Here is a 21,205-nt window from a genome sequence, read left to right on the forward strand (position 1 = left end):
TGGTAAATTTTCCTATATTGCTAATGTTCCAGTTTCTGAGTTTCCCAGACAAGACCCTTTTGTAGATTATATTCCCTTCCTCTCTGCAATAAAGACTGATACTTAATCAGTTAAAGCACAAACACCCAATTTTACACCCAAAAATGTAAAGTTGGGTTTTTTATTTTAGGTTATAAAAAATCTAATGGACTTGGTGTCGATTTCTTATCTACATCTGTAATATGAGTGTAAATCATGGTTGTTCTAATATCACTATGTCCTAATAATTCTTGTACAACCCGAATGTCAATTCCGCTTTTTATTAAATGTGTGGCGTATGAATGACGCAAAGTATGCACACTGCCTTTTGTTGCAATATTGGCTTTTTTCATTGACTTTTTCAAAACTAACTGAACACTTCTTTCGCTGTATTGCTCATCATTAGTTCCTTCAAATAAAAATATTTTGGGTTTATATTCAATATAATATTCTCGCAACAAACTTAATAACTTATCAGGTAAAGCTACTAGCCTATCTTTATTCCCTTTGCTTTGTTGTATTAACAGTAAATTACTGTCGGATTTTACATCAGTTAGTTTAAGATTTATTAACTCACTTAAGCGTAATCCACAACTGTAAATAGTGGTAAGAATTGCTTTATGCTTTAAATTTTCTGTAGTATTTAATATTTTTCTCACTTCTTCTTGAGAAAAGAAAGTAGGCAGTTGGGTTGATTTTCGTTTAGGATATAAATAATTTAATTCTATCGATTGATTATTGACCAACTTATAAATCTTCTTAATTGCCCCAACTAAAGAGCGTTGATAAGATGCACTAATATTGTCTTGAAATACTTTTTCATTAATAAAACCCTCTATTTCAGCAATAGGTATTTCGTTGAGCGTACGATATTTACTCATATACTCTAAGAATATTTGTGCATAACCACAATACGATTTTATGGTATTATTGGCATAGCGTTGCACTTGCAATCGGTCGTGTAAGGTTTTTAATATTGTTTCGCTATCCATACTTAAATAAATCTAATTTAACCTATTTTGCTTCGCTATCCACAAAAAATAACTTACTAAGTGTCTAATTTACAAAAAAGTAATTATATTAGTAACAGATTTTACGAAATGCGCATATAGGTGTGATTTTACGAAACTACACCGTGTTTTATTTCGTGAAATAACAATGTTGTACGACATAGTAAAACCGAACCAAACAAAATGAAAGTCAGAGAAGAAAAGTTAAGAACAATTATAGAATGGTCGGAGAAAAACGAAGATGTAAGAGTTCTTCTTCTGACAAGTTCACTTGTAAATCCTTTAGCACTTGTTGACGAATTTAGTGATTTAGACATTGAATTTGTTTTTGAGGATAATACAAATTACATTTCAGACAAAAGCTGGACGCTTAAATTCGGAAATCCAATTGCTATGATTGAAGAAGACGAAAGTTGTTTTAACCATAAACACGCAATGAAAATGCTACTTTATGAAGACGGTGTGAAAGTAGATTTTAAACTTTACAGCAAATCAAAATTTATAAAGGAAACGCAAGAGAAAGAATTACCAGAAGATTGGGATATTGGTTATAAAATTTTAATTGATAAAGATGGTATTACAAAGCAAATGCTGAAACCAACTTATCAAATTTCCATTATCAAAAAACCGTCTGAAAAAGAGTTTCAAAATCTAATAAACGATTTTTGGTGGGACACAACTTACGTGGCAAAGTGTCTTGTGAGAGATGAAATATTCTATGCGAAATTTATGTCGGAAACCGTTATTCGCACAGAATATCTAATTCCTTTAATTGAATGGCACATTGCAAGTGAACACAATTGGAACATAACGACCAATAAATATGGACGACTTTTCAAAAAGTATCTTAACCAGGAAATGTGGGCTAAAACAGAACAAACATTTTCAGGGAGCGATATAAAGGAAAATTGGACTGCTCTATTTTCAATGACTGATTTAGTTTCAGAAATAGGAACTGAATTGTCAAAAAAATTAGAGTACAAATACCCGGATAAATTAGAAAATGACATACGAAAATATTTAGCTGGACTAAAACCCAAAACATAACTACGTCGTACAACATCGTATTGGCAATAGGCGGGCTGAACGGCTTCGTATCAACGGAAGTGCAAAATTCAACTTCTGTTCTTCGATTAAAGTTCAGTGCTAAAAATCCCGCCCATCGCCAATACGCGGCACGTTAGCACCAATTGTAAAACAACACCGTAACAGACGAACAAAGACGATAAATGAAGTATAAAAACATAAGAGAAGAAGAACTGAAAAACAAAGTTGGAGCTGACTGGTTTAAGCAATTTGACACAACCGAAATTCTTGGAAATATTGACTTTACCGTTTTTCCGAAACAAGACAGTTTATTTGGAAGGACACCTCTTTTATGGGCAGAAGCCAAAACGGGGAATTTTGATATTCCGACTATGTTTGTGCAACTTATTCTGACAATCGGAAAAGCTCGAACTTTTGACAAAACTTTACCACCTGCTTTTTTAGGTGCATTTGACTTCAAAAAAATTGCTTTTGTTGACTATGTAAATATTCAAGACATTTTCTATCTCAACGACTTTAATTGGAATGTAACCCCAAGCAACCACGAAACAAAAGAATTTCAATTAATTAAAGAAAGAATTGAAGCCGTCTTAAAATCAAAAACCTATGTATTTGATTATCAAAAAGACGAGAAGCTACTCAATACCTTTATTAAAAACAATGTGGCAAAAGCCACAACAAAAAGCAAAATAAAAATTGACAAAAACAATTTCATTCCCATTTATTTACGTTGGATTGAGATTGTTAAACCGATAATTGAGGTTAATTGGGAGGACTTAAAAAAGGCAAATATCTTTGATAGTGATTTTTATTTGGCAGATATATTTGTAGACGACAAAGGCACAGAAACACTTGATGATGATTTTACCATAAGAGATGGTTTATTTGTTGTTTTTCAAAATCAAGGCTATAAAATAGCAAAAGAAAACATCAAACAAATGTTTGATGCGACAATAAACATTCGGCACAAAGATGCTTATTCACAATTCTGGAAACTCTACAAAAGACCACCAATAAAAGAGTTTCAAGATTACATTATTGAGCGTAGAGATTTACTTGCACCGCAAGACATTAGAGAACGTAAAGGAGCATTTTTCACCCCTCGAATTTGGGTAGAACTTTCGCAAAAATACCTGACCGATTATTTGGGCGAAGATTGGCAGGACGACTATTATATTTGGGATTGTGCGGCTGGAACAGGTAACCTTTTAGCAGGTTTAACAAATAAATACAACATTTACGCAAGTACATTAGACCAAGCCGATATTAACGTAATGCACGAACGTATTGACCACGGTGCAAACCTTCTGAAAAATCACGTTTTTCAGTTTGACTTTTTAAATGATGATTTTACCAAACTGCCAGAAAGTTTGCGAGACATTATCAATGATGAAGAAAAGCGTAAAAAATTGATTATTTATATAAATCCGCCTTACGCAGAAGTGTCAAGTGTTGGGGAAAAAGGTAAAGCAGGAGTAAATCAATCAAAAACACACACTAAATACAACGAAATTCTTGGAACAGCAGGCAGAGAAATCTATGCCCAATTTTTAATAAGGATTTATGCAGAAATTCCTGATGTATTAATCGCTGAATTTTCTAAACTCAAATTATTACAAGGTTCTGCATTTATTTCATTACGAAACTTTTTAAGAGCAAAAGTTGAAAAAATGTTTATTGCACCAGCTTACACATTTGATAATGTAAAAGGCAAATTTCCAATTGGTTTCAAAATATGGAATACTCAAATCAAAGAAGTTTTTAGTAGTGCATCAACTGATATTTACAATGAAAAAGGAGATTTTATTGGTACAAAAGGTTTGTATTCAATTGGGAAAAGTTATTACATAAATAAATGGATTTCATCATTCAAAGTTAATGATGGTTTTATTGGATTTTTAGCCGGTACAAATGGAAATGACTTTCAGCAAAATGGTATTGTTTATATTCTAAACAAAAAGGAACAAATGGCTAATCCAAGGGGTATGTGGATAAGCAGTCTTAATTTAATCCCTGTTTCAATATATTATTCTGTCAGAAAATGTTTAGACCAAACTTGGATAAATGACAGAGACCAATTTGTAGTTCCAAATAGTAATTGGAGTCAAGACTTTGAATTTCATAATGATTGTCTTTGCTACACAATTTTTAATACTAACATTCAAGAAAAGTTTGGGTTAAATCATTGGATACCATTTACTGAACAAGAAGTAAATGCCCAAAACAGATTTGAGAGCAATTTTATGACCGATTTTATTAATGGAAAAATAAAAACAGAAAACGAAACCAATCTTTTTGGAGTAAAAGAAAATCAAAACGAAAAAAGAGAGTTTTCAGAAGAAGCCAAGTCAGTTTTTGATGCAGGTAGAGAACTTTGGAAATATTATCACAGCAAACCAAATGTAAATGTAAACGCAAGTTTGTATGACATTCGAGAATACTTTCAAGGCAGAAACGACAAAGGCAGAATGAACTCCAAAAGTGATGATGAAAGATATATGGAATTGATTGGCGAATTAAGGAATAAACTTGACTTTTTAGCCGACAAAATCAAACCGAAAATATACGAATACGAATTTTTAAAAGAATAATAAACAACTGGTGCTAACAGCACCTATAAGAAATTGGCGGTTTGGTGGTTAAATGAAGTTCAGTTTTTCAATCAAACTTTCGTGCAGGTTGACAGTTTGTGCTTCGAAATCGCCAACTTCTTATAGCTGCAAAACGTTATGTGCCATTTTTGAATGACAATGCGAATAGATACAGACAAACAAATGAATTTACTTAGTGATAAGAACGTTGCAATAATTGGTGGTGGACCCGTTGGACTGACTATGGCAAAATTATTACAGCAAAACGGCATAGACGTTTCAGTTTACGAAAGAGACAACGACCGAGAGGCAAGAATTTTTGGTGGAACCCTTGACCTACACAAAGGTTCAGGTCAGGAAGCAATGAAAAAAGCGGGATTGTTACAAACTTATTATGACTTAGCCTTACCAATGGGTGTAAATATTGCTGATGAAAAAGGCAATATTTTATCCACAAAAAATGTAAAGCCCGAAAATCGATTTGACAATCCTGAAATAAACAGAAATGACTTAAGGGCTATCTTGTTGAATAGTTTAGAAAACGACACGGTTATTTGGGATAGAAAACTTGTTATGCTTGAACCTGGTAAGAAGAAGTGGACACTAACTTTTGAGAATAAACCGAGTGAAACAGCAGATTTGGTTATTCTTGCCAATGGCGGGATGTCCAAGGTAAGAAAATTTGTTACCGACACGGAAGTTGAAGAAACAGGTACTTTCAATATACAAGCCGATATTCATCAACCAGAGATAAACTGTCCTGGATTTTTTCAGCTATGCAATGGAAACCGGCTAATGGCATCTCACCAAGGTAATTTATTATTTGCTAACCCCAATAATAATGGTGCATTGCATTTTGGAATAAGTTTTAAAACACCTGATGAATGGAAAAACCAAACGCAGGTAGATTTTCAAAACAGAAATAGTGTCGTTGATTTTCTTCTGAAAGAATTTTCCGATTGGGACGAACGCTACAAAGAATTGATTCATACGACGTTGTCATTTGTAGGATTGGCTACACGGATATTTCCTTTAGAAAAGCCTTGGAAAAGCAAGCGCCCATTACCCATAACAATGATTGGGGATGCCGCACATTTGATGCCGCCTTTTGCAGGGCAGGGAGTAAATAGTGGGTTGGTGGATGCCTTGATATTGTCTGATAATCTAGCCGATGGAAAATTTAATAGCATTGAAGAGGCTGTTAAAAATTATGAACAGCAAATGTTTATCTATGGCAAAGAAGCACAAGAAGAATCAACTCAAAACGAAATTGAAATGTTTAAACCCGACTTTACGTTTCAGCAATTGTTAAATGTATAAAATGGAATAAAACGGCACATAACAAACAAATTGGCAATAGAGCCGGTGAAGTACTTCTATTGAACTTTTGTGCAATGTTGAAGATTAGTAATTCTATTCAACATTTGTGCTAAAAGTCGGCTCCATCGCCAATTTGCCAAACGTTGTACGACATAGTAAAACCGAACCAAACAAAATGAAAGTCAGAGAAGAAAAGTTAAGAACAATTATAGAATGGTCGGAGAAAAACGAAGATGTAAGAGTTCTTCTTCTGACAAGTTCACTTGTAAATCCTTTAGCACTTGTTGACGAATTTAGTGATTTAGACATTGAATTTGTTTTTGAGGATAATACAAATTACATTTCAGACAAAAGCTGGACGCTTAAATTCGGAAATCCAATTGCTATGATTGAAGAAGACGAAAGTTGTTTTAACCATAAACACGCAATGAAAATGCTACTTTATGAAGACGGTGTGAAAGTAGATTTTAAACTTTACAGCAAATCAAAATTTATAAAGGAAACGCAAGAGAAAGAATTACCAGAAGATTGGGATATTGGTTATAAAATTTTAATTGATAAAGATGGTATTACAAAGCAAATGCTGAAACCAACTTATCAAATTTCCATTATCAAAAAACCGTCTGAAAAAGAGTTTCAAAATCTAATAAACGATTTTTGGTGGGACACAACTTACGTGGCAAAGTGTCTTGTGAGAGATGAAATATTCTATGCGAAATTTATGTCGGAAACCGTTATTCGCACAGAATATCTAATTCCTTTAATTGAATGGCACATTGCAAGTGAACACAATTGGAACATAACGACCAATAAATATGGACGACTTTTCAAAAAGTATCTTAACCAGGAAATGTGGGCTAAAACAGAACAAACATTTTCAGGGAGCGATATAAAGGAAAATTGGACTGCTCTATTTTCAATGACTGATTTAGTTTCAGAAATAGGAACTGAATTGTCAAAAAAATTAGAGTACAAATACCCGGATAAATTAGAAAATGACATACGAAAATATTTAGCTGGACTAAAACCCAAAACATAACTACGTCGTACAACATCGTATTGGCAATAGGCGGGCTGAACGGCTTCGTATCAACGGAAGTGCAAAATTCAACTTCTGTTCTTCGATTAAAGTTCAGTGCTAAAAATCCCGCCCATCGCCAATACGCGGCACGTTATGCGGCAGCTTAAAAAACGACACCGTGAAAATGAAAATTTACATATTTACAATTTTAGCCTTGATCTTTTTCGCTTGTTCGACAGACAAAAAACAGACAACAGAAAATTCAAACAGTATGCTTAAACTTTATAAACTAATTGACGACCAACTTCACTATTGGGAGACTTGGGATAAAGACGTAAAAACCGCAATAGTTCATTGGGGAATTGTTGGACAAACTGGACAAGACAAAGAGGTTAAAAGCGGACTTTTTTCAAATTTTCGTAAAACTGTTCAAAAAGAAATTGACGAGAAACTAAAAGATGGTTATGCGGAATTTGACGAAGACAATTACGCATTTTTAGAAATAGAATACAAGATTGACGGCTTTGGAACTGAGCAAGACTTGGACAAGCGACACCGACTTGAAGAAAAAATGGACGAAGTTTTAGGTTGGGCAGGACTTGGTCATACTGACGGTGGAAGCATCGGAAGTGGAACAATGGAAGTTGGTTGTATTGTGGTTGACTTTGACATTGCTAAAAAAGTAATTGAAGAAAAACTGAAAGACACTGAATTTGGCGACTATTCAAGAATATTTAAAATGGACAATGAATAAAAGCCGACCGCATAACACGGGTTTTGCGTCAGGCGGGGTGACGTGCAAACTTGAAGCTTTGTGCTTCTATTTAACTTTAGTAATAAATTCAAACTTTGTGCTCCGAAACCCGCCCGAACGCAAAGCCCCAAAACGTTAGCTGACATATTATGAAACGACGTCCACCAATAAAGAAGATTTTTAGAATTATTACATACGGAATTTTATCTTTAATCGGATTTATTTTTCTCTTTCTTTTAATTGTGGGGTTTAATGTAGAACACAAAGATGGAACTCGTGATAAATGGTCGGGACTACGAGCGTTATTCGAAAAAGATAGAGATTTTGGAATTTTTCTAAATTATCAGGAAAAATATAATCTTAATGGAATTGACGGACCTTATATAATTGACAATCAACTTTACGAAGTAACAAAAGAAAACAAATTACTAAGCAAAAATATCAACCGAAAGGAAAAACTTAATGTAATAGTCAACAATTCAGACAATGACCAATTTGAACTTCAACTCAAGGACAGCATAACTTCCGAACCTGATTCTTTTGAGTTACCTGAAAAATTGGTTGTCATTTCAGACATTGAAGGAAATTTTGACGGCTTCTCAAGTTTCCTTATCAACAATGGAGTAATTGATAAAAACTTTAATTGGACTTTTGGCAACGGACATTTACTGCTAAACGGAGATTTTGTGGACAGAGGAGAAAATGTAACACAAGTTTTGTGGTTGATTTATAAACTTGAGCAAGAAGCTCTTAATCAAAATGGAAAAGTACATTATATTTTAGGAAATCACGAAATAATGAACTTTCAGGGCAACGCCCATTATGCGAACAAAAGATATAAACGTGTAGCACAATTAATCAGTAAAAATGACAGCTTGAAAATTGCAACTCAATATTTGTATTCAGACAAAACAGAATTAGGAAAATGGTTGCGTTCCAAAAATATAATCGAAAAAATAGGAAACTATATATTTGTTCACGCAGGCATAAGTCCAGAGATTATAAAATACAACGTTTCACTTTCTGACATTAATCAAATTGCACGAAATAATTGGGACAAAAACCTTTACAATGAAGATGAAAAGAATAAAGTGGAGAATTTTATAACAGGAAGAAAAGGAATTTATTGGTATCGTGGTCTTGCGCAAGACTACAAATATTACGGAAAAATTAAGGAGAACGAACTCAAAGAAGTTTTGAATTTTTATCAAGCGGACAAGATTGTTTTCGGACATTCAGTTGTGGAAGACATAACGAAAGATTTCAACGGAAAAACAATTAATACAGACGTAAAACACGGACAAGAAAAAAATTCTGAAAAAACGAAAGGATTATTAATTGAAAACGGAGTTGAATACAAACTCGATGGAAAGGGAACAAAAACAAAATTTTAAAAAATACGTCAGCTAACATGGGTTTGGCGCAATGGCGGGTGACGTGATTATTGAAAGTTTCGGCTTTCTATGTCGCAAAAGCCAATTACATTGACTTTTTTTCTTAAATTTATTCAATGAATTGGCTTTTACTTACCGTGTCGCTAAATTGAAACTTTTCGCTTCAATTTCCGCCACTGACGCCAAGCCCCGAAACGTTACCTACAATTTTTCCATAATAAGTAGTCAAATTAAACTTTATGAAAGTAACAAATTCTTTAAAGCTAAATATTTACATACATCAAAGTTGTGAAAAAATTTGGGATGTTTTAACTAAAGAAGAGTTGTTTTGTGATTGCTTTAAATTCTTAAAGATTAAATGTAATAATTGGCAAATAGGCGGAAAAATAACTTTTAAAAGTCAAAATTCTAATATTATTGACTTTGCTATTATAACTGAATTACAAACATTTAAAAAACTTGCTTATAAATATCACAAAATGAATTCCAATGATTTTCAGTTAATAGTATTTGATATATATTCAATAGAAAATAATTATTCGAAAATATGCATAACTGGAAAAAACTTTAGAGATAAAGATGAATATAATCACTCAAAGACTGCTTGGAATTTAATGTTAGAAACCTTAAAAATCTATTTAGAAACTGATAAAAAACTGTAGGTAACATCGCATTGGCAAAATGGCTAGTTTTGTGCTAAATAGAAAATTAGGGTTTTTTATCCGCCGAATGTGTTCACATTCAGCTTTTTTCATTAAGTTAGCTTTTGTGAAACACATCGGCTTCGTTTTGGATTGATTGAACTTTCCGTTCAATTAATCCACCACTTCGCCAATGCGTTTCTCGTTAGCTGTAATTTTAATACAAAAAGAAATTTTTTTAAACATCTTTAAATATATTACTAATATGAAAAATCTAATAATTATAATTTTATTGATTTTGATATCTTCAAGTTGCTGTAAAGATGATGATTTTATCGGAAAAGAATGTGTTAATGATTTTTATTACTTTGATTCTGAAAAGATTTATTTAGATAATTTAAATGGTAATTATCTTATTATTGGATTCAAAAAAGAAACAGATGATTTAACAATCAGCACATTTATTAATAGTTTAGATTATTTAGAAGTTGAAGATATTTTAAACGATAATTATAAGTTCAGACTTATTAAATTACAAAATGAAAAAACTTGTGTTGAAATAGATTCAGAAATTTATAAACTCAACAAAAAAGAAATTGTTTTGTATGCTAATAAAGCTTATAATACCGACTTTTTTGGATATTATGGTCCTTATAACCTTATGTTTACAACTGACCAAATTAATGTAAAACTAAAAGATAATATCGAAAAATCACAATTAGAAAATTTAATAGCAGAAATAAAAAATGTTTCAATAATTGCAGAAAATAATAATTTTCCAAATGTATTTTTAATTAGTAATACAAGTAAAGAAAGAAATACTATTCAAACTTCTACTCTATTATATGAAACAGGATTATTTGAATATTCAGAACCCAATTTTTCTTATATACAGTTTCTATAAAATGACATTATACTAATTATTTGAATAACAATTTTATAGAAATCAAAAAAACTACAGCTAACAACAGTTTGGCAAAATAGCGAGTTAAGGCAAAGTTTAAAGTTTGTTTCTTTTTTTGTCGCAATCGCTATTTTTATTTTTCAATTTATTAAATTTAAAAAATAAAAATGCGTTGCTCAGTTTTTGGCAATATTTTGAAGTTTTAGCGATTATTTTTCGCTACTTCGCCAAGCTGCGAAACGTTGTGGGCAATCTTACAGAAACACCGTATGAAATTGAATATTAAGATTTTACATTTAATAATTGTATTATTTCTCTCTTTAAATCTTGCAAGTTGTCAAAAACTTACAAATGGAAGTTATTATGAGAAAATTGGAGATTTAAAACTTAATTACACTATTCGTGGTAAAGGTCCAATTATGATTGTTGGGCATTTAAGTTCTGGTAAAATCGGCTATGAATTAACTTTGAAGCCCTTGGAAGAATATTTCACAATGGTTTATTATGAACCAAGAGGAACTGGAAAATCCGAAGTGCCAAAAACAATCGAAGAATATAATCAAACTTTTATTGTTGAAGAAATTGAAAATTTAAGAAAGAAACTCAACGCAAATAAAATATGGATTTTTGGACATTCTGACCAAAGTTCAGTTGCTTTGGAATATGCTTTGAGGTTTCCAAAACAAACTTCCGGACTAATTTTGACAGGAACAGGTTTTATTGGAACGCAACAAGAAACTTATGATAGACGTGCGAAATATGAAAAAGAACGTGCGAAAGAATCACCTTGGTTTGCTCAAGTTTTAAAAGATTGGGACTATATGATTGAACACAAAACTTCAACAGACGAGAACGGAAAAGACCTTTCAGACGCACCAATAAAATGGTGGTGCTATAACGAAGAAAGTTCGCAAAAAGTAATCCCTATAGTGAAAGAAATTACTAAAGCTGGGAGAAGAAAACCTATTAATAATCAATTTTCATTTGAAACCGAAAATGAACGACAAAAATATCTTGATTACCAAAAACAATTTCCAACAATAGAAACAAAAATTTTGATTGTTAACGGAAAATATGACACAAACAATCAGCCAAAATACGCAGAAGAGTTGCAAAGGGCTCTACCAAATTCAAAACTCGTTTTAATTGAAAAATCAGGTCATTTCCCGTGGATTGAAAATTCTGAAAAAACATTCCAAGAAATCGAAAATTGGCTTCAAACCGTGAAAAAATAAAGACTGCCCACAACAAGGGTTTGGCGCAATAGCGGGTTAAGTGATTATTGAAAGTTTCGGGTTTCTATGTCGCAAAAAGCCAATTTTATTGGCTTTTTTATATAAATTAGCAAATAGAAATTGGCTTTTGCTACGTGTCGCCTAAATCGAAACTTCCAGCTTCGATTTTCCGCCACTGACGCCAAGCCCCGAAACGTTAGTGGCAACCTTAAAGAAACTTACCACATTAATGAGTCCACCTTTTTTATATAAAAAAAGTTAGTAGAATATGAAATTCTTTTTTCCCTTAATCTTTTTATTCAGCTTAAACGCAATGTCTCAAAATATAAAATACAAACATACTCGTCCAGAACTTCGTCCTAAAGTATCTAATAGAAATCAAATTTTTAAAGGACTCGTTAAAGAGGTAAGAAGCAAAACTGAGTATTTTAATAAAGATCATTCAGAGATTCCCAGTTATACAAATTGGAAATTCGATCAAATTGGAAATTTGACTTACTATAGTTACACAATAAGAGGTAATAATGGAGATAGGTATGTTCATATTTTTGATAAAAAAGATAATTTGATATCAACTGAATGGTATAATGAAACAACTAATGAATTGTATACGACAACCAAGTATAAATATGATGATCTTAATCGATTAGAGTTCAAAGAAGTATTTAACAAAATGGGAGAACTAAGACAAAAAAAGAAATACTTATACAAAAATAGTGACAAACCTTATGAAATTCATATCTATGAAGATAATTTAATCGACCTACGTAAACCTATCGGATATTTTATTCAAGAGTTGAGCGAAATAAATAAACTTGAATACGATCAAAGAGGTAATTTAATTAAAATTGAAAAGCTAAATGGTAATAACGAATTGGAGTCTACAATAAAGCTTGTTTTTGATGGGAAAGATAGATGTATTGAAGAAGCTATTTATGTTCCAGAACCAGGTTATGCTTTCTTATACGAATTTAATGATGAGGATAACTCTGTAACTTTTTTCAATTCTCGAAATGGTCTTAAAGAAATTCTACATTATGACAAATATCTTGATGGTAAGTTAATATCTATATCTACTTTTGGAAATTCTAAAGTAATTAATGAAAAAGTTTATAAATATGATGATAAAGGTAATTTGTTATCAATGATTACGCTCGAAGACGGAAATAAAAGTAGTAAAATGGAAAACGTTTACACTTTTGATAAATTTAGTAATCCAATTACAATAGATGTTTTTGTAGACGATATAAAAATAGAATCAAAAACCTTAGAATTTGAATATTACTAAAGCATAATCTAAAAAAAGGCTGCCACTAACATCGTATTGGCGAAATGGCGGGTTTTGTGCTAAATAGAATATTTGGTGTTTTTTTATCCGCCGAATGTATTCACATTCAGCTTTTTTTTCGTTAAGTTAGCTTTTGTGAAACACATCGGCTACGTTTTGGATTGATTGAACTTTCCGTTCAATTAATCCGCCACTTCGCCAATGCGTTTCTCGTTAGCTGTCATTGTAAAACGATTATCAACAGAGAATTTAACGATAGAAAATGGACAATAAACAAATTGAAGAAATTTTTAATTAATGCTTCTAAATAAAAAGACAATTGGTTTTTATGGAGTATTTGTGTGTTTTTTCATTCGGTTATTAAACTGTTTTTCGCACTTTACTTCCTCTACCTTAATATTAAAAAAGAAAACAAAGGGTTATTAATGGTGATATTTACGTAGATGTTGAACTATAGAAGCTATTTTAATATTACCTTTCTTTTGTACTATCTTTTTGAAAGTTTTAAAATCTTTATCAACTAAATTACATTTATCTTCCTCTTTTAATCTCTTGTTGATTTTGTAATATTTTATTTGTTTTTTCAATACCTACATCTTTCTCAACTTTAGTTTCTTCCTTAATTAATTCAGCTAATTTTCTTTTATACTCTTGAATACTTTTCATAAAAGCAATTGAATAATCCGGAATAATCGCTTGGTTTATTTTGATTTGTAATTTAGGCTCAACGGCATTTTGTTGTTGCTTTAGTAATCGTTTGTTTTCTGAAAGAACCTTATCTCTACCAAACAATAACGGAACTTTTTCAGGTTCTTGGTTCATCAAGTTGTGGTAATAATGTGTTTTGTATTCAAAATCTTTCAGCGTGCCCAAAACATAGGTTTCGGCTTTTTGCCTAAAGCGTTCTATGGGTTGGTTTGAAATTCTAAATCCCTTGTAAAGCAATCGTTCGGGGTCTAAAACGATTTCGTGTTTTTTGAAATGCTCTGTAAAATCGGGATACGGATTTCCGTTTTCATAGTCTTTCACAATAGCTGACAAGGCATTTTGTATGTTTTTATCAAAAGCACTTAAAGTCGTAATCTGTTGTTTAATGTCCAAGCTTTGATTTTTTTCAACAGCATTTACAATATCTTTTGCCTTAATTCCAATCTGACTTCCTTTATACGCCTGCTTGTTGTATCGAAACGAAACGCCACTTAATCCATTTTTATTAAAAGTGGTTTTACAGGCAATTCCCTTTTTTGAAAGTTGCGTTTCTAAGTCTTTTACATCGCTTAGAAATGATAAAACGTGTACCAATTCATCGTAAACAAACTGTTTTGTATCAGAAATATTAGCTGATTTCTCTCGAAAAACTTTGTTTCTAGGCGTTTCTTTTTTGGTGAAACGATATCCTTTTTCAGATTCTGAATCATACACAATGGTTCTTCCTGGTGTAGGTCGAAGCCTGAGTTGCTTTTCCACTTTATCACAAGCTACTTGTAAGCGGTTTTTGATATAACTAGTATCTAAATTTTTAGCATCCAGATTTACTTTATTGATGATCCAATGGTAATGCTCCACATCGGTATCGTTGTGTTTTACAACCAAATATTGATTTTTGTCCTTGTGGAAATGAATTTCATTCAACGCTAAATGCATTGCTTCTAAACTTTTTCTTAATGGCAATCGTTCGTCTTTGTGAAAACTAAACGCAATATGTAAAACAGGACGCGAGCTTTTGGAATTGGAATCGGCAATAAAACGCATTTGTCTAGCCATTTCGGTCGAAGTTCCCCAAACATTGTTTTGTTCGATTACGATCGGTTGCTTATGAATCGGCAAGTGCTTTTCGTGCTCTTTTAAAACATACGAAATCGCGCCTTTAAATCCGGTTCCGGTATTTGAAAAGGCAATCATGGGTCGAAAATTTTATTGATTTTTTGTAATAATTCCATAATAACAGGGAGTTCTTTTTTTTGATGTGCGTATCGGGTTAATTGATTTAAATTATTTGACAAACCAATCAGCGTTTTTCGGTCTAAAATAGGTTCTGAAAACGCATTTATTTCTTTCGCCCAAGCGTGTCCATTTAGCAAAAATTGTCGTGCTAAATCCGATATACTTAGATGATATTTTTCGGCTCTTTTCTGAATCTGTTTTTTCTCTAAAACACTAACTCGAATTACAATCATTTGATCTCTTATAATCTCTTTTTTATTCATTTTTAAAAGTTTGAAAAATTAGCGAAGCGTGAAGATTTTTCCGCTCCGCAGGACAAGGGTCGGAAATAGGATATGCAATGAGAGAAACGGTTTGTATATACATTTCAGCCCCTTGCTTCTACGTAAAGTATTTATAGCCTTCTATTATTTTTTACAGGTGATTTCTTAATCAAAAATTCATTCAGGTCTTTTGAATTGGAATAAATCTTCCGAAAATCTGTGCATTTTCCATTTCCTTTTTCAAGAAGTTTTTGCGTTACTTTTGTACCTGCTTCGTCTGAATCAAGTGTTAAAAAAACACATTCATAACGTTCCATAATCGAATCGATTTTCGAACTCAGTACCAAAGAATTTAGAATTACAAAATCATTCTCTTTTTCCATTTTGGGATATAAAGTAAGCAGAGCCATAAAGTCGCTCCACGATTCTAAAATAACAACTGATTTCGATTCGTTTTTTAAATGCGTAAACCATTTTTTGCCCAAACAAATTTTGACATATTTGTTCCGAATTTCGAATCCGTTTTGGTCGTTTTTAAACCCAACTCCAAAATAGTTTTTACCGTTTAGTTGATAATGAACTTGACATAAATAATTTCTGCACAGTTCTAAATTGAGTTTTCGACTTTTCAAATAATCCAGTAAAACAGGATTTGATAAAGTTTGCACGGTCGTTATTTCGTACGATTTTTTTTGTTCCGTTTCCTCGTCTAAAACAGCTGTAGGTTGCTGTTGAAAAGAAAAAGAGTTGAAATCTTCCCGAAGAATTTTTAAAGCATTCGGAATATCACATTTATAATAACGCATCACAAAATCCAAAACGTTGCCACCAAAACCTTCTCCGAAATCGTAAAATAGATTTTTGCGTAAATCGATTTTAAAAGAAGCGGTTTGTTCTTTTCTAAACGGACTTAAATACCAAATTTCGTGATTAAATGTCCGTATTTTACAAGCTCCTATTTGATCTAAAATGGAGCTCAATTTTATGTTTTTTGCCGTTTCGCAGTTCATGGTGTAGGAATTAAAAAATTATATTTTTAAGTGAGTTTGATGCAGAAAGTATCTAAATCATTGATTACGTATGTTTTAACTTGCATCACCACCTGCATCATTGCATCACTTTATTTTTTATCTGCATCAGTTTTGCATCAAAAAACGAGCTTTTAAAGTTTGATGCAGACTTTGATGCAAGCATTTTTCTAGAGTTTACAAGGCTTTATCCTCATTTTGCATCAAAGCATCAAATAGTTTATAGAACAAAAACTTTTTAATGGTGTAAAATCGTCCCCTACGATCCACTTTTACATACTCGCCATGCGACAATAGTTCAATTCCTTGATACGATTTCGTATTATCTTCGGGAACGAAATTCCATCGCTTTAAAATATTTCTTATTTCATTAGCAGAAATAGAAATTCTGTTGTTTTGTTTGCGCAAAAGAAGATACAAGTCGTTAGGTGCTACTTTGAGTTCTTCCTCGTCCATTTTCTCAAAACACTCGTGCAGTAATTCCAGAATAAGTAATTCGGATTTATTTCTATTGACCAACTTTAGAAGCGATGCGGTCATAATTTGTTCTGGTTGAAACCACATACGTGTTTTTTGTTCAGAAAAAAACGTTCGCATTTGAAGGTATTTTAAAAAGTACGGGATTTCTTTGTGAAGTTTTTTCAAGAAAAACACATCTTCTGTGGAAATCGGGCGGATTTTTCGAATCCAAAAACGGATTTCTTCTTCATCAATCTGAATGAAATTATCTTCGTTATTGGAACACAAAATAAATTTGGCGAAAAACTCGATTTCCTGACGGTCTTTTCCTTTGGCTTCTACTTTGTCTTTATCGGTTGTCGAGAGATATTTTAAGCGTTCGGTGATTTCTTTCTTGTCAAAAAACACTTCGTCAATAGCCACAATCAGCATACTTGCCCAATCGGAATTGAACTGTGAACCAAATGAATCGCCTTTAATATAGGTCATGTTCATTCCGAAAATAGCTTTCATCCATTTGATAAACGAACTTTTCCCTGTGGATCGTTCTTTGCTGACCAAACACAGAATCGGCAGAGTCTGCGTGGGTTTTTCGTACAACAATTTAATGTAATCCAAACCTAATGCAGTTTGTTCGCCAAAAATATGGTTCATAAAATGCAGCGAATTCGGAATGAGTTTTTCGAGTTCTTCCAGCGAAAACTCTTTGTTAATGGGCTTCACGGGAAGCTCATTGTACATATTGTAAAAATCACCAACGATTTGCTCATAGCCAAAATGGTTGGGGATGCAGCAAAAACCGTCCAATTTAAGTACGTTGTTCAAGAATGATTTACCGTGATCGGAAATAATCGTTTCCCGATTCCAGCGAACCATTACTTTCACTTTATCTCCCGAAATTAAAGGCTTGTCTATGATTTTAAAATAGGAAGTACCTACTCGGATGTATGGAATATCTAAGGTCATAAGATTTAGTATTAAAATCCTTAAATCAGGATTTCATGGATTAAAAAATTGAATTTTAAAGAAGAGTAGTAGATGTTTATCTTTTATTTTCTAGAGAAAAGCTTGAGTGCTAAATCAGCATCTACAATAATTTTTCGACCGTGTTGAATAATCGCTTCCTTTATTTTGCCTTCTTTCTTAATTTTATTTGCAGTTGATATACTGCATCCAAACAAGTTAGCAATCCCCCGAATACCATAGACATATCTTTTATTTGATAGATCATTAGTATGCGAATCAATACGTTCTTTGGATTCTTTTTCGGTAGATGTTTTTAACAGTTGTATTAGTTCTTCTCCTGTCATCTGCCACACTGGTTTTTCTTTTAGATTACCTAAATACATATTTTCTAAATTTTAAATTATACGAATTTGTAATGTTCGAACAATTCAAAACTACAATGCTTTGTAAGTGGAGTGTAGGTGGAATTTTACACTTTATTACATAAAAAAAACCACAGAAGAATCTTTCTTGAGTGGTTTGTAAGTGGATTTATACTGTTTAAAAGTCATTATAGTATCCTATTACTTAAAAACAGAATCTATTTGGGTACAATATTCTTTTAATGTTACATTGGCATCGGAACTTGCTATATGTCGATATTTTGAATCATAACTTTTTCGCTTAATTCCAAACTCTTGCAATATTCGAGAAAGCCATTTTTTCTTTATTTCTTTATCTTTTATTGTGTTTGACAAACAGTGAATGATGTAATAAAAAACTACAACATGATCTTTACTAATTTTAATCTTATTCACAGTGTGTAAAATATTGATTTCCTTATAGAAATCATATTCTGATATATCTTCAATAACCAGATTGTTTAAAAAATCATGTAACTCACCTATTAATTTCATTCGAAATAAAGGTTTGTTATTTATAAAGAGATAATCATTATCGTAAATTTCATAGTTGTCAAAATTAGTTTTTACATCCTCTAATAATTTCTTACTATGAATATATATTTCATAGTGGTAATCATAGTTTAAAAAACCTACTTCAGTATAGAAATCGGATTCTAAATAAGCTTTTCTTTCCGGTAACTCTATTTTTCGATACAAATCTAACTGCAAGTCATTATCAGATAAAGTACTTTTAGTAATTTCTCTAAACTTTGTTAACCGAAGTGCATTTCTATCTAGCTGTGTAAAGAAATTAGAATTTTTTTCATAAATCTTAATCATTAATTCTAAATTTTCTTTGAGTTTTTTCAACTTTTCAACTCTATTAGTTGTTGTTTTATTAGACTCAACCCGATCTTTGAAATCAAATAAGAAAACATTGGTCAAATATTGTCTATATATATCTTGTGAGTCAAAATTAAAAGAGTTCCCTGAAGTATTTAACTCTTGTTCCCACATCATAATTGTTGTGTCTGTCAATTGTAATGAAATTTCTAAGTAAGCATCAACTGTATTCATAGCATGTCAAATTTACTCATAGCATTTGCTTTAATCGTATCAGCTACATCAATATATGGTTTCATTGATTTATAGTCTGAATGTCCTGTCCATTTCATTACTACCTGTGCAGGTATTCCTAATGACAATGCTGTACATATAAAGGTTCTTCTTCCAACGTGTGTACTTAAATGTTCATATTTTGGCTTTACATCATCTATTCTTTCATTGCCAATATAATAGGTTTCGCGTGTAGGTTCATTAATTTCAGCAATTTCACCAAGTTCCTTTAAGTATTCGTTCATTTTTTGATTTGAAATAACAGGTAATGCTTTATTGTTTTCTATAGGGATTTTTCTGTACTTATCTAATATGGCTTTACTGTGTTTATTTAATTCAACTCTCAAAAGATCATTTGTTTTCTTGGTTACAAATTCAATTATGTTATCTTTTATATCATGTTTGCATAAGTTATAAACATCGGAATGTCTAAGTCCTGTAAAACAACAAAATAATAAAATATCACGAACTCTATCTAAATAAGGTTTAGAAGATAAATCCGCAGCTTTAATTTTAGATACCTCTTCTTGTGTTAAAAAAATTATTCGTTTAGACGTTTCCTTCAGTTTTGGTCTGAAATTTTCAAACCCATACTCTACAATATAATTGTTGTTTTTACACCATTTTAAAAACCACTTCAAAAAACTTATTTGTTTCTCAATAGTGCTATTACGCATTTTTTTTTGGTCACGTAGAAATGACACATATTCTAAAAGTAGTTTTTCAGAAAGATCAGAAAACTGAAAATTAGAACGAAAAGTAAATAAATGAGATTTCACAGTTTTGAACTTAGAATAGGTAGCTTCAGTCCAATCATTTTTTCTTCCGTTATTTTTTACAAAATCATCAAAAGCTGCAAAAAGATTTTTCTCAGTTGCTGATATTATTTGTTTGTCTGAAGACCGTTTTACTTCATCTCTTAAGACTTGAAAGGAAGGTACTTCATTTTTTAACTCAAATTTTTTAAAGACTCTCTCTATGATTGCAGTCAATTCTTGTATTGCTGTGTTGATTTCGGAAGAACTTTGTTTTAATTTATTGGTACACCCGTTACGTACCTTTTCCTTAGCTTCGTCCCATTTTGACGAATCAATGCGATAACCCGTGAAAAATTCTACCCTTCCGCCATTATATACTACTCTTGCACGTATTGGAACATTTTCTGTAATTAAAACTCCATCCTTTTTTCTCTTTTCGATTGCAATAGTTATCTTTCTTTTGATATTCATATTAGGAATATTTTACACCCGAATATACACCCAATTTTTGAACTATCCTACACACTTTTAAAACATTTTAAAAAACGTATAAAAATATAAATGACATATTATCAATGAAATAAGATTTAAATGTACTTTGTTGGTATGTGGGTTATAATCCCTATGATACTCCACTATTGACTATCTATCTGGAAACTCCTTTTGGGTCAAAAATATCATTTAGTGGAAATGGTTTTGTAGTCAGTGATATGAACTATTCTGATACTAAATTCAATAACTATTTTAATAAAATAACTTATTATTTTAAGGCATTGTTATATGATTATAAGTTTATTGGACTAATAGGATTAATTTTATCTGTACTGATTTATATTTTTAACCATTATAAAATTAAACTAAATTAAAAATCTGAAAAATAATAAAAGCATCCCCCAAGACCAAGGTATCCTTAAACCCCCTATTTTTAAAATATTAAGCCCATGAAAAAACCAATCAAAACCCAACAATAAACTTTATACGAAAAATTAAAAAAAAATAATAATTATTTAATATCCCTTCCCAAAAAAAATCCCCTAAACTTTATTTTATATTATTTTTTATCGT

General features: G+C 31.6%; 18 protein-coding genes. 10 read left to right on the top strand and 8 right to left on the bottom strand.

Annotated elements, in window-relative coordinates; all coding sequences use genetic code 11:
• Positions 1-170 precede the first annotated feature (170 nt).
• Positions 171-1,010: a tyrosine-type recombinase/integrase gene (locus ETU08_RS01410; RefSeq protein ID WP_146261228.1), complete on the bottom strand. Its 840-nt coding sequence runs from the start codon at positions 1,008-1,010 to the stop codon at positions 171-173.
• Positions 1,011-1,211: 201 nt separating this feature from the next.
• Here ETU08_RS01410 and ETU08_RS01415 point away from each other — a divergent pair, with 201 nt between their 5' ends.
• The 10 genes from ETU08_RS01415 (at position 1,212) to ETU08_RS01460 (ending at position 13,223) form a co-directional block, all read left to right on the top strand.
• On the top strand, positions 1,212-2,075 hold the full coding sequence (locus tag ETU08_RS01415) for an aminoglycoside 6-adenylyltransferase AadS (RefSeq protein ID WP_003013318.1): 864 nt from the start codon (positions 1,212-1,214) through the stop codon (positions 2,073-2,075).
• 182 nt (positions 2,076-2,257) lie between these two features.
• A complete protein-coding gene (locus ETU08_RS01420; protein ID WP_146261229.1) occupies positions 2,258-4,666 on the top strand; it encodes a hypothetical protein in 2,409 nt (802 codons plus the stop codon).
• Between the two features lie 153 nt (positions 4,667-4,819).
• Complete coding sequence (locus ETU08_RS01425) at positions 4,820-5,986, top strand: tetracycline-inactivating monooxygenase Tet(X2) (protein ID WP_008651082.1); 1,167 nt, start codon at positions 4,820-4,822, stop codon at positions 5,984-5,986.
• A gap of 175 nt (positions 5,987-6,161) precedes the next feature.
• Positions 6,162-7,025, top strand: coding sequence for an aminoglycoside 6-adenylyltransferase AadS (locus ETU08_RS01430; RefSeq protein WP_003013318.1), 864 nt, complete (start codon positions 6,162-6,164; stop codon positions 7,023-7,025).
• 166 nt (positions 7,026-7,191) lie between these two features.
• Positions 7,192-7,761 (top strand): hypothetical protein, encoded by a 570-nt coding sequence (locus tag ETU08_RS01435; RefSeq protein ID WP_260390903.1) that lies wholly within the window; start codon positions 7,192-7,194, stop codon positions 7,759-7,761.
• A gap of 149 nt (positions 7,762-7,910) precedes the next feature.
• Positions 7,911-9,155, top strand: a complete 1,245-nt coding sequence (locus ETU08_RS01440) for a metallophosphoesterase (RefSeq protein ID WP_221410531.1) — start codon at positions 7,911-7,913, stop codon at positions 9,153-9,155.
• A gap of 239 nt (positions 9,156-9,394) precedes the next feature.
• The gene (locus tag ETU08_RS01445) at positions 9,395-9,817 is read left to right on the top strand and encodes an SRPBCC domain-containing protein (protein WP_146261230.1); all 423 of its coding nucleotides are present in this window, start codon (positions 9,395-9,397) and stop codon (positions 9,815-9,817) included.
• Positions 9,818-10,061: 244 nt separating this feature from the next.
• The gene (locus ETU08_RS01450) at positions 10,062-10,700 is read left to right on the top strand and encodes a hypothetical protein (protein WP_146261231.1); all 639 of its coding nucleotides are present in this window, start codon (positions 10,062-10,064) and stop codon (positions 10,698-10,700) included.
• A 242-nt stretch (positions 10,701-10,942) separates the two neighbouring features.
• Positions 10,943-11,935 (top strand): alpha/beta fold hydrolase, encoded by a 993-nt coding sequence (locus ETU08_RS01455; RefSeq protein ID WP_260390905.1) that lies wholly within the window; start codon positions 10,943-10,945, stop codon positions 11,933-11,935.
• 313 nt (positions 11,936-12,248) lie between these two features.
• Entirely contained in the window at positions 12,249-13,223 is a 975-nt protein-coding gene (locus tag ETU08_RS01460) for a hypothetical protein (protein ID WP_146261232.1), read from the top strand.
• Between the two features lie 531 nt (positions 13,224-13,754).
• Here ETU08_RS01460 and ETU08_RS01465 read toward each other — a convergent pair.
• The 7 genes from ETU08_RS01465 to ETU08_RS01495 form a co-directional block, all read right to left on the bottom strand.
• A complete protein-coding gene (locus tag ETU08_RS01465; RefSeq protein ID WP_146261233.1) occupies positions 13,755-15,125 on the bottom strand; it encodes a relaxase/mobilization nuclease domain-containing protein in 1,371 nt (456 codons plus the stop codon).
• A complete protein-coding gene (locus ETU08_RS01470) occupies positions 15,122-15,430 on the bottom strand; it encodes a plasmid mobilization protein (RefSeq protein WP_146261234.1) in 309 nt (102 codons plus the stop codon). Before ETU08_RS01470 ends, ETU08_RS01465 begins: the two co-directional genes overlap by 4 nt.
• Before the next feature lie 131 nt (positions 15,431-15,561).
• The gene (locus ETU08_RS01475) at positions 15,562-16,440 is read right to left on the bottom strand and encodes a DUF8464 domain-containing protein (protein ID WP_146261235.1); all 879 of its coding nucleotides are present in this window, start codon (positions 16,438-16,440) and stop codon (positions 15,562-15,564) included.
• A 195-nt stretch (positions 16,441-16,635) separates the two neighbouring features.
• Positions 16,636-17,883 (bottom strand): primase-helicase family protein, encoded by a 1,248-nt coding sequence (locus ETU08_RS01480; RefSeq protein ID WP_146261236.1) that lies wholly within the window; start codon positions 17,881-17,883, stop codon positions 16,636-16,638.
• 83 nt (positions 17,884-17,966) lie between these two features.
• Positions 17,967-18,266 (bottom strand): DUF3853 family protein, encoded by a 300-nt coding sequence (locus ETU08_RS01485; protein WP_146261237.1) that lies wholly within the window; start codon positions 18,264-18,266, stop codon positions 17,967-17,969.
• Positions 18,267-18,446: 180 nt separating this feature from the next.
• Positions 18,447-19,343: a hypothetical protein gene (locus ETU08_RS01490; RefSeq protein ID WP_146261238.1), complete on the bottom strand. Its 897-nt coding sequence runs from the start codon at positions 19,341-19,343 to the stop codon at positions 18,447-18,449.
• Positions 19,340-20,611, bottom strand: a complete 1,272-nt coding sequence (locus ETU08_RS01495) for a site-specific integrase (protein WP_146261239.1) — start codon at positions 20,609-20,611, stop codon at positions 19,340-19,342. Before ETU08_RS01495 ends, ETU08_RS01490 begins: the two co-directional genes overlap by 4 nt.
• Positions 20,612-21,205: the final 594 nt, after the last annotated feature.

Source organism: Apibacter muscae (genome assembly GCF_007845635.1).
Taxonomy (GTDB): Bacteria; Bacteroidota; Bacteroidia; order Flavobacteriales; family Weeksellaceae; genus Apibacter; species Apibacter muscae.

Coding starts and splice junctions, on each gene's coding strand:
- ETU08_RS01410 (WP_146261228.1), bottom strand. CDS start 1,010: ATGGATAGCGAAACAATATTAAAAACCTTACACGACCGATTGCAAGTG.
- ETU08_RS01415 (WP_003013318.1), top strand. CDS start 1,212: ATGAAAGTCAGAGAAGAAAAGTTAAGAACAATTATAGAATGGTCGGAG.
- ETU08_RS01420 (WP_146261229.1), top strand. CDS start 2,258: ATGAAGTATAAAAACATAAGAGAAGAAGAACTGAAAAACAAAGTTGGA.
- ETU08_RS01425 (WP_008651082.1), top strand. CDS start 4,820: ATGACAATGCGAATAGATACAGACAAACAAATGAATTTACTTAGTGAT.
- ETU08_RS01430 (WP_003013318.1), top strand. CDS start 6,162: ATGAAAGTCAGAGAAGAAAAGTTAAGAACAATTATAGAATGGTCGGAG.
- ETU08_RS01435 (WP_260390903.1), top strand. CDS start 7,192: ATGAAAATTTACATATTTACAATTTTAGCCTTGATCTTTTTCGCTTGT.
- ETU08_RS01440 (WP_221410531.1), top strand. CDS start 7,911: ATGAAACGACGTCCACCAATAAAGAAGATTTTTAGAATTATTACATAC.
- ETU08_RS01445 (WP_146261230.1), top strand. CDS start 9,395: ATGAAAGTAACAAATTCTTTAAAGCTAAATATTTACATACATCAAAGT.
- ETU08_RS01450 (WP_146261231.1), top strand. CDS start 10,062: ATGAAAAATCTAATAATTATAATTTTATTGATTTTGATATCTTCAAGT.
- ETU08_RS01460 (WP_146261232.1), top strand. CDS start 12,249: ATGTCTCAAAATATAAAATACAAACATACTCGTCCAGAACTTCGTCCT.
- ETU08_RS01465 (WP_146261233.1), bottom strand. CDS start 15,125: ATGATTGCCTTTTCAAATACCGGAACCGGATTTAAAGGCGCGATTTCG.
- ETU08_RS01470 (WP_146261234.1), bottom strand. CDS start 15,430: ATGAATAAAAAAGAGATTATAAGAGATCAAATGATTGTAATTCGAGTT.
- ETU08_RS01475 (WP_146261235.1), bottom strand. CDS start 16,440: ATGAACTGCGAAACGGCAAAAAACATAAAATTGAGCTCCATTTTAGAT.
- ETU08_RS01480 (WP_146261236.1), bottom strand. CDS start 17,883: ATGACCTTAGATATTCCATACATCCGAGTAGGTACTTCCTATTTTAAA.
- ETU08_RS01485 (WP_146261237.1), bottom strand. CDS start 18,266: ATGTATTTAGGTAATCTAAAAGAAAAACCAGTGTGGCAGATGACAGGA.
- ETU08_RS01490 (WP_146261238.1), bottom strand. CDS start 19,343: ATGAATACAGTTGATGCTTACTTAGAAATTTCATTACAATTGACAGAC.
- ETU08_RS01495 (WP_146261239.1), bottom strand. CDS start 20,611: ATGAATATCAAAAGAAAGATAACTATTGCAATCGAAAAGAGAAAAAAG.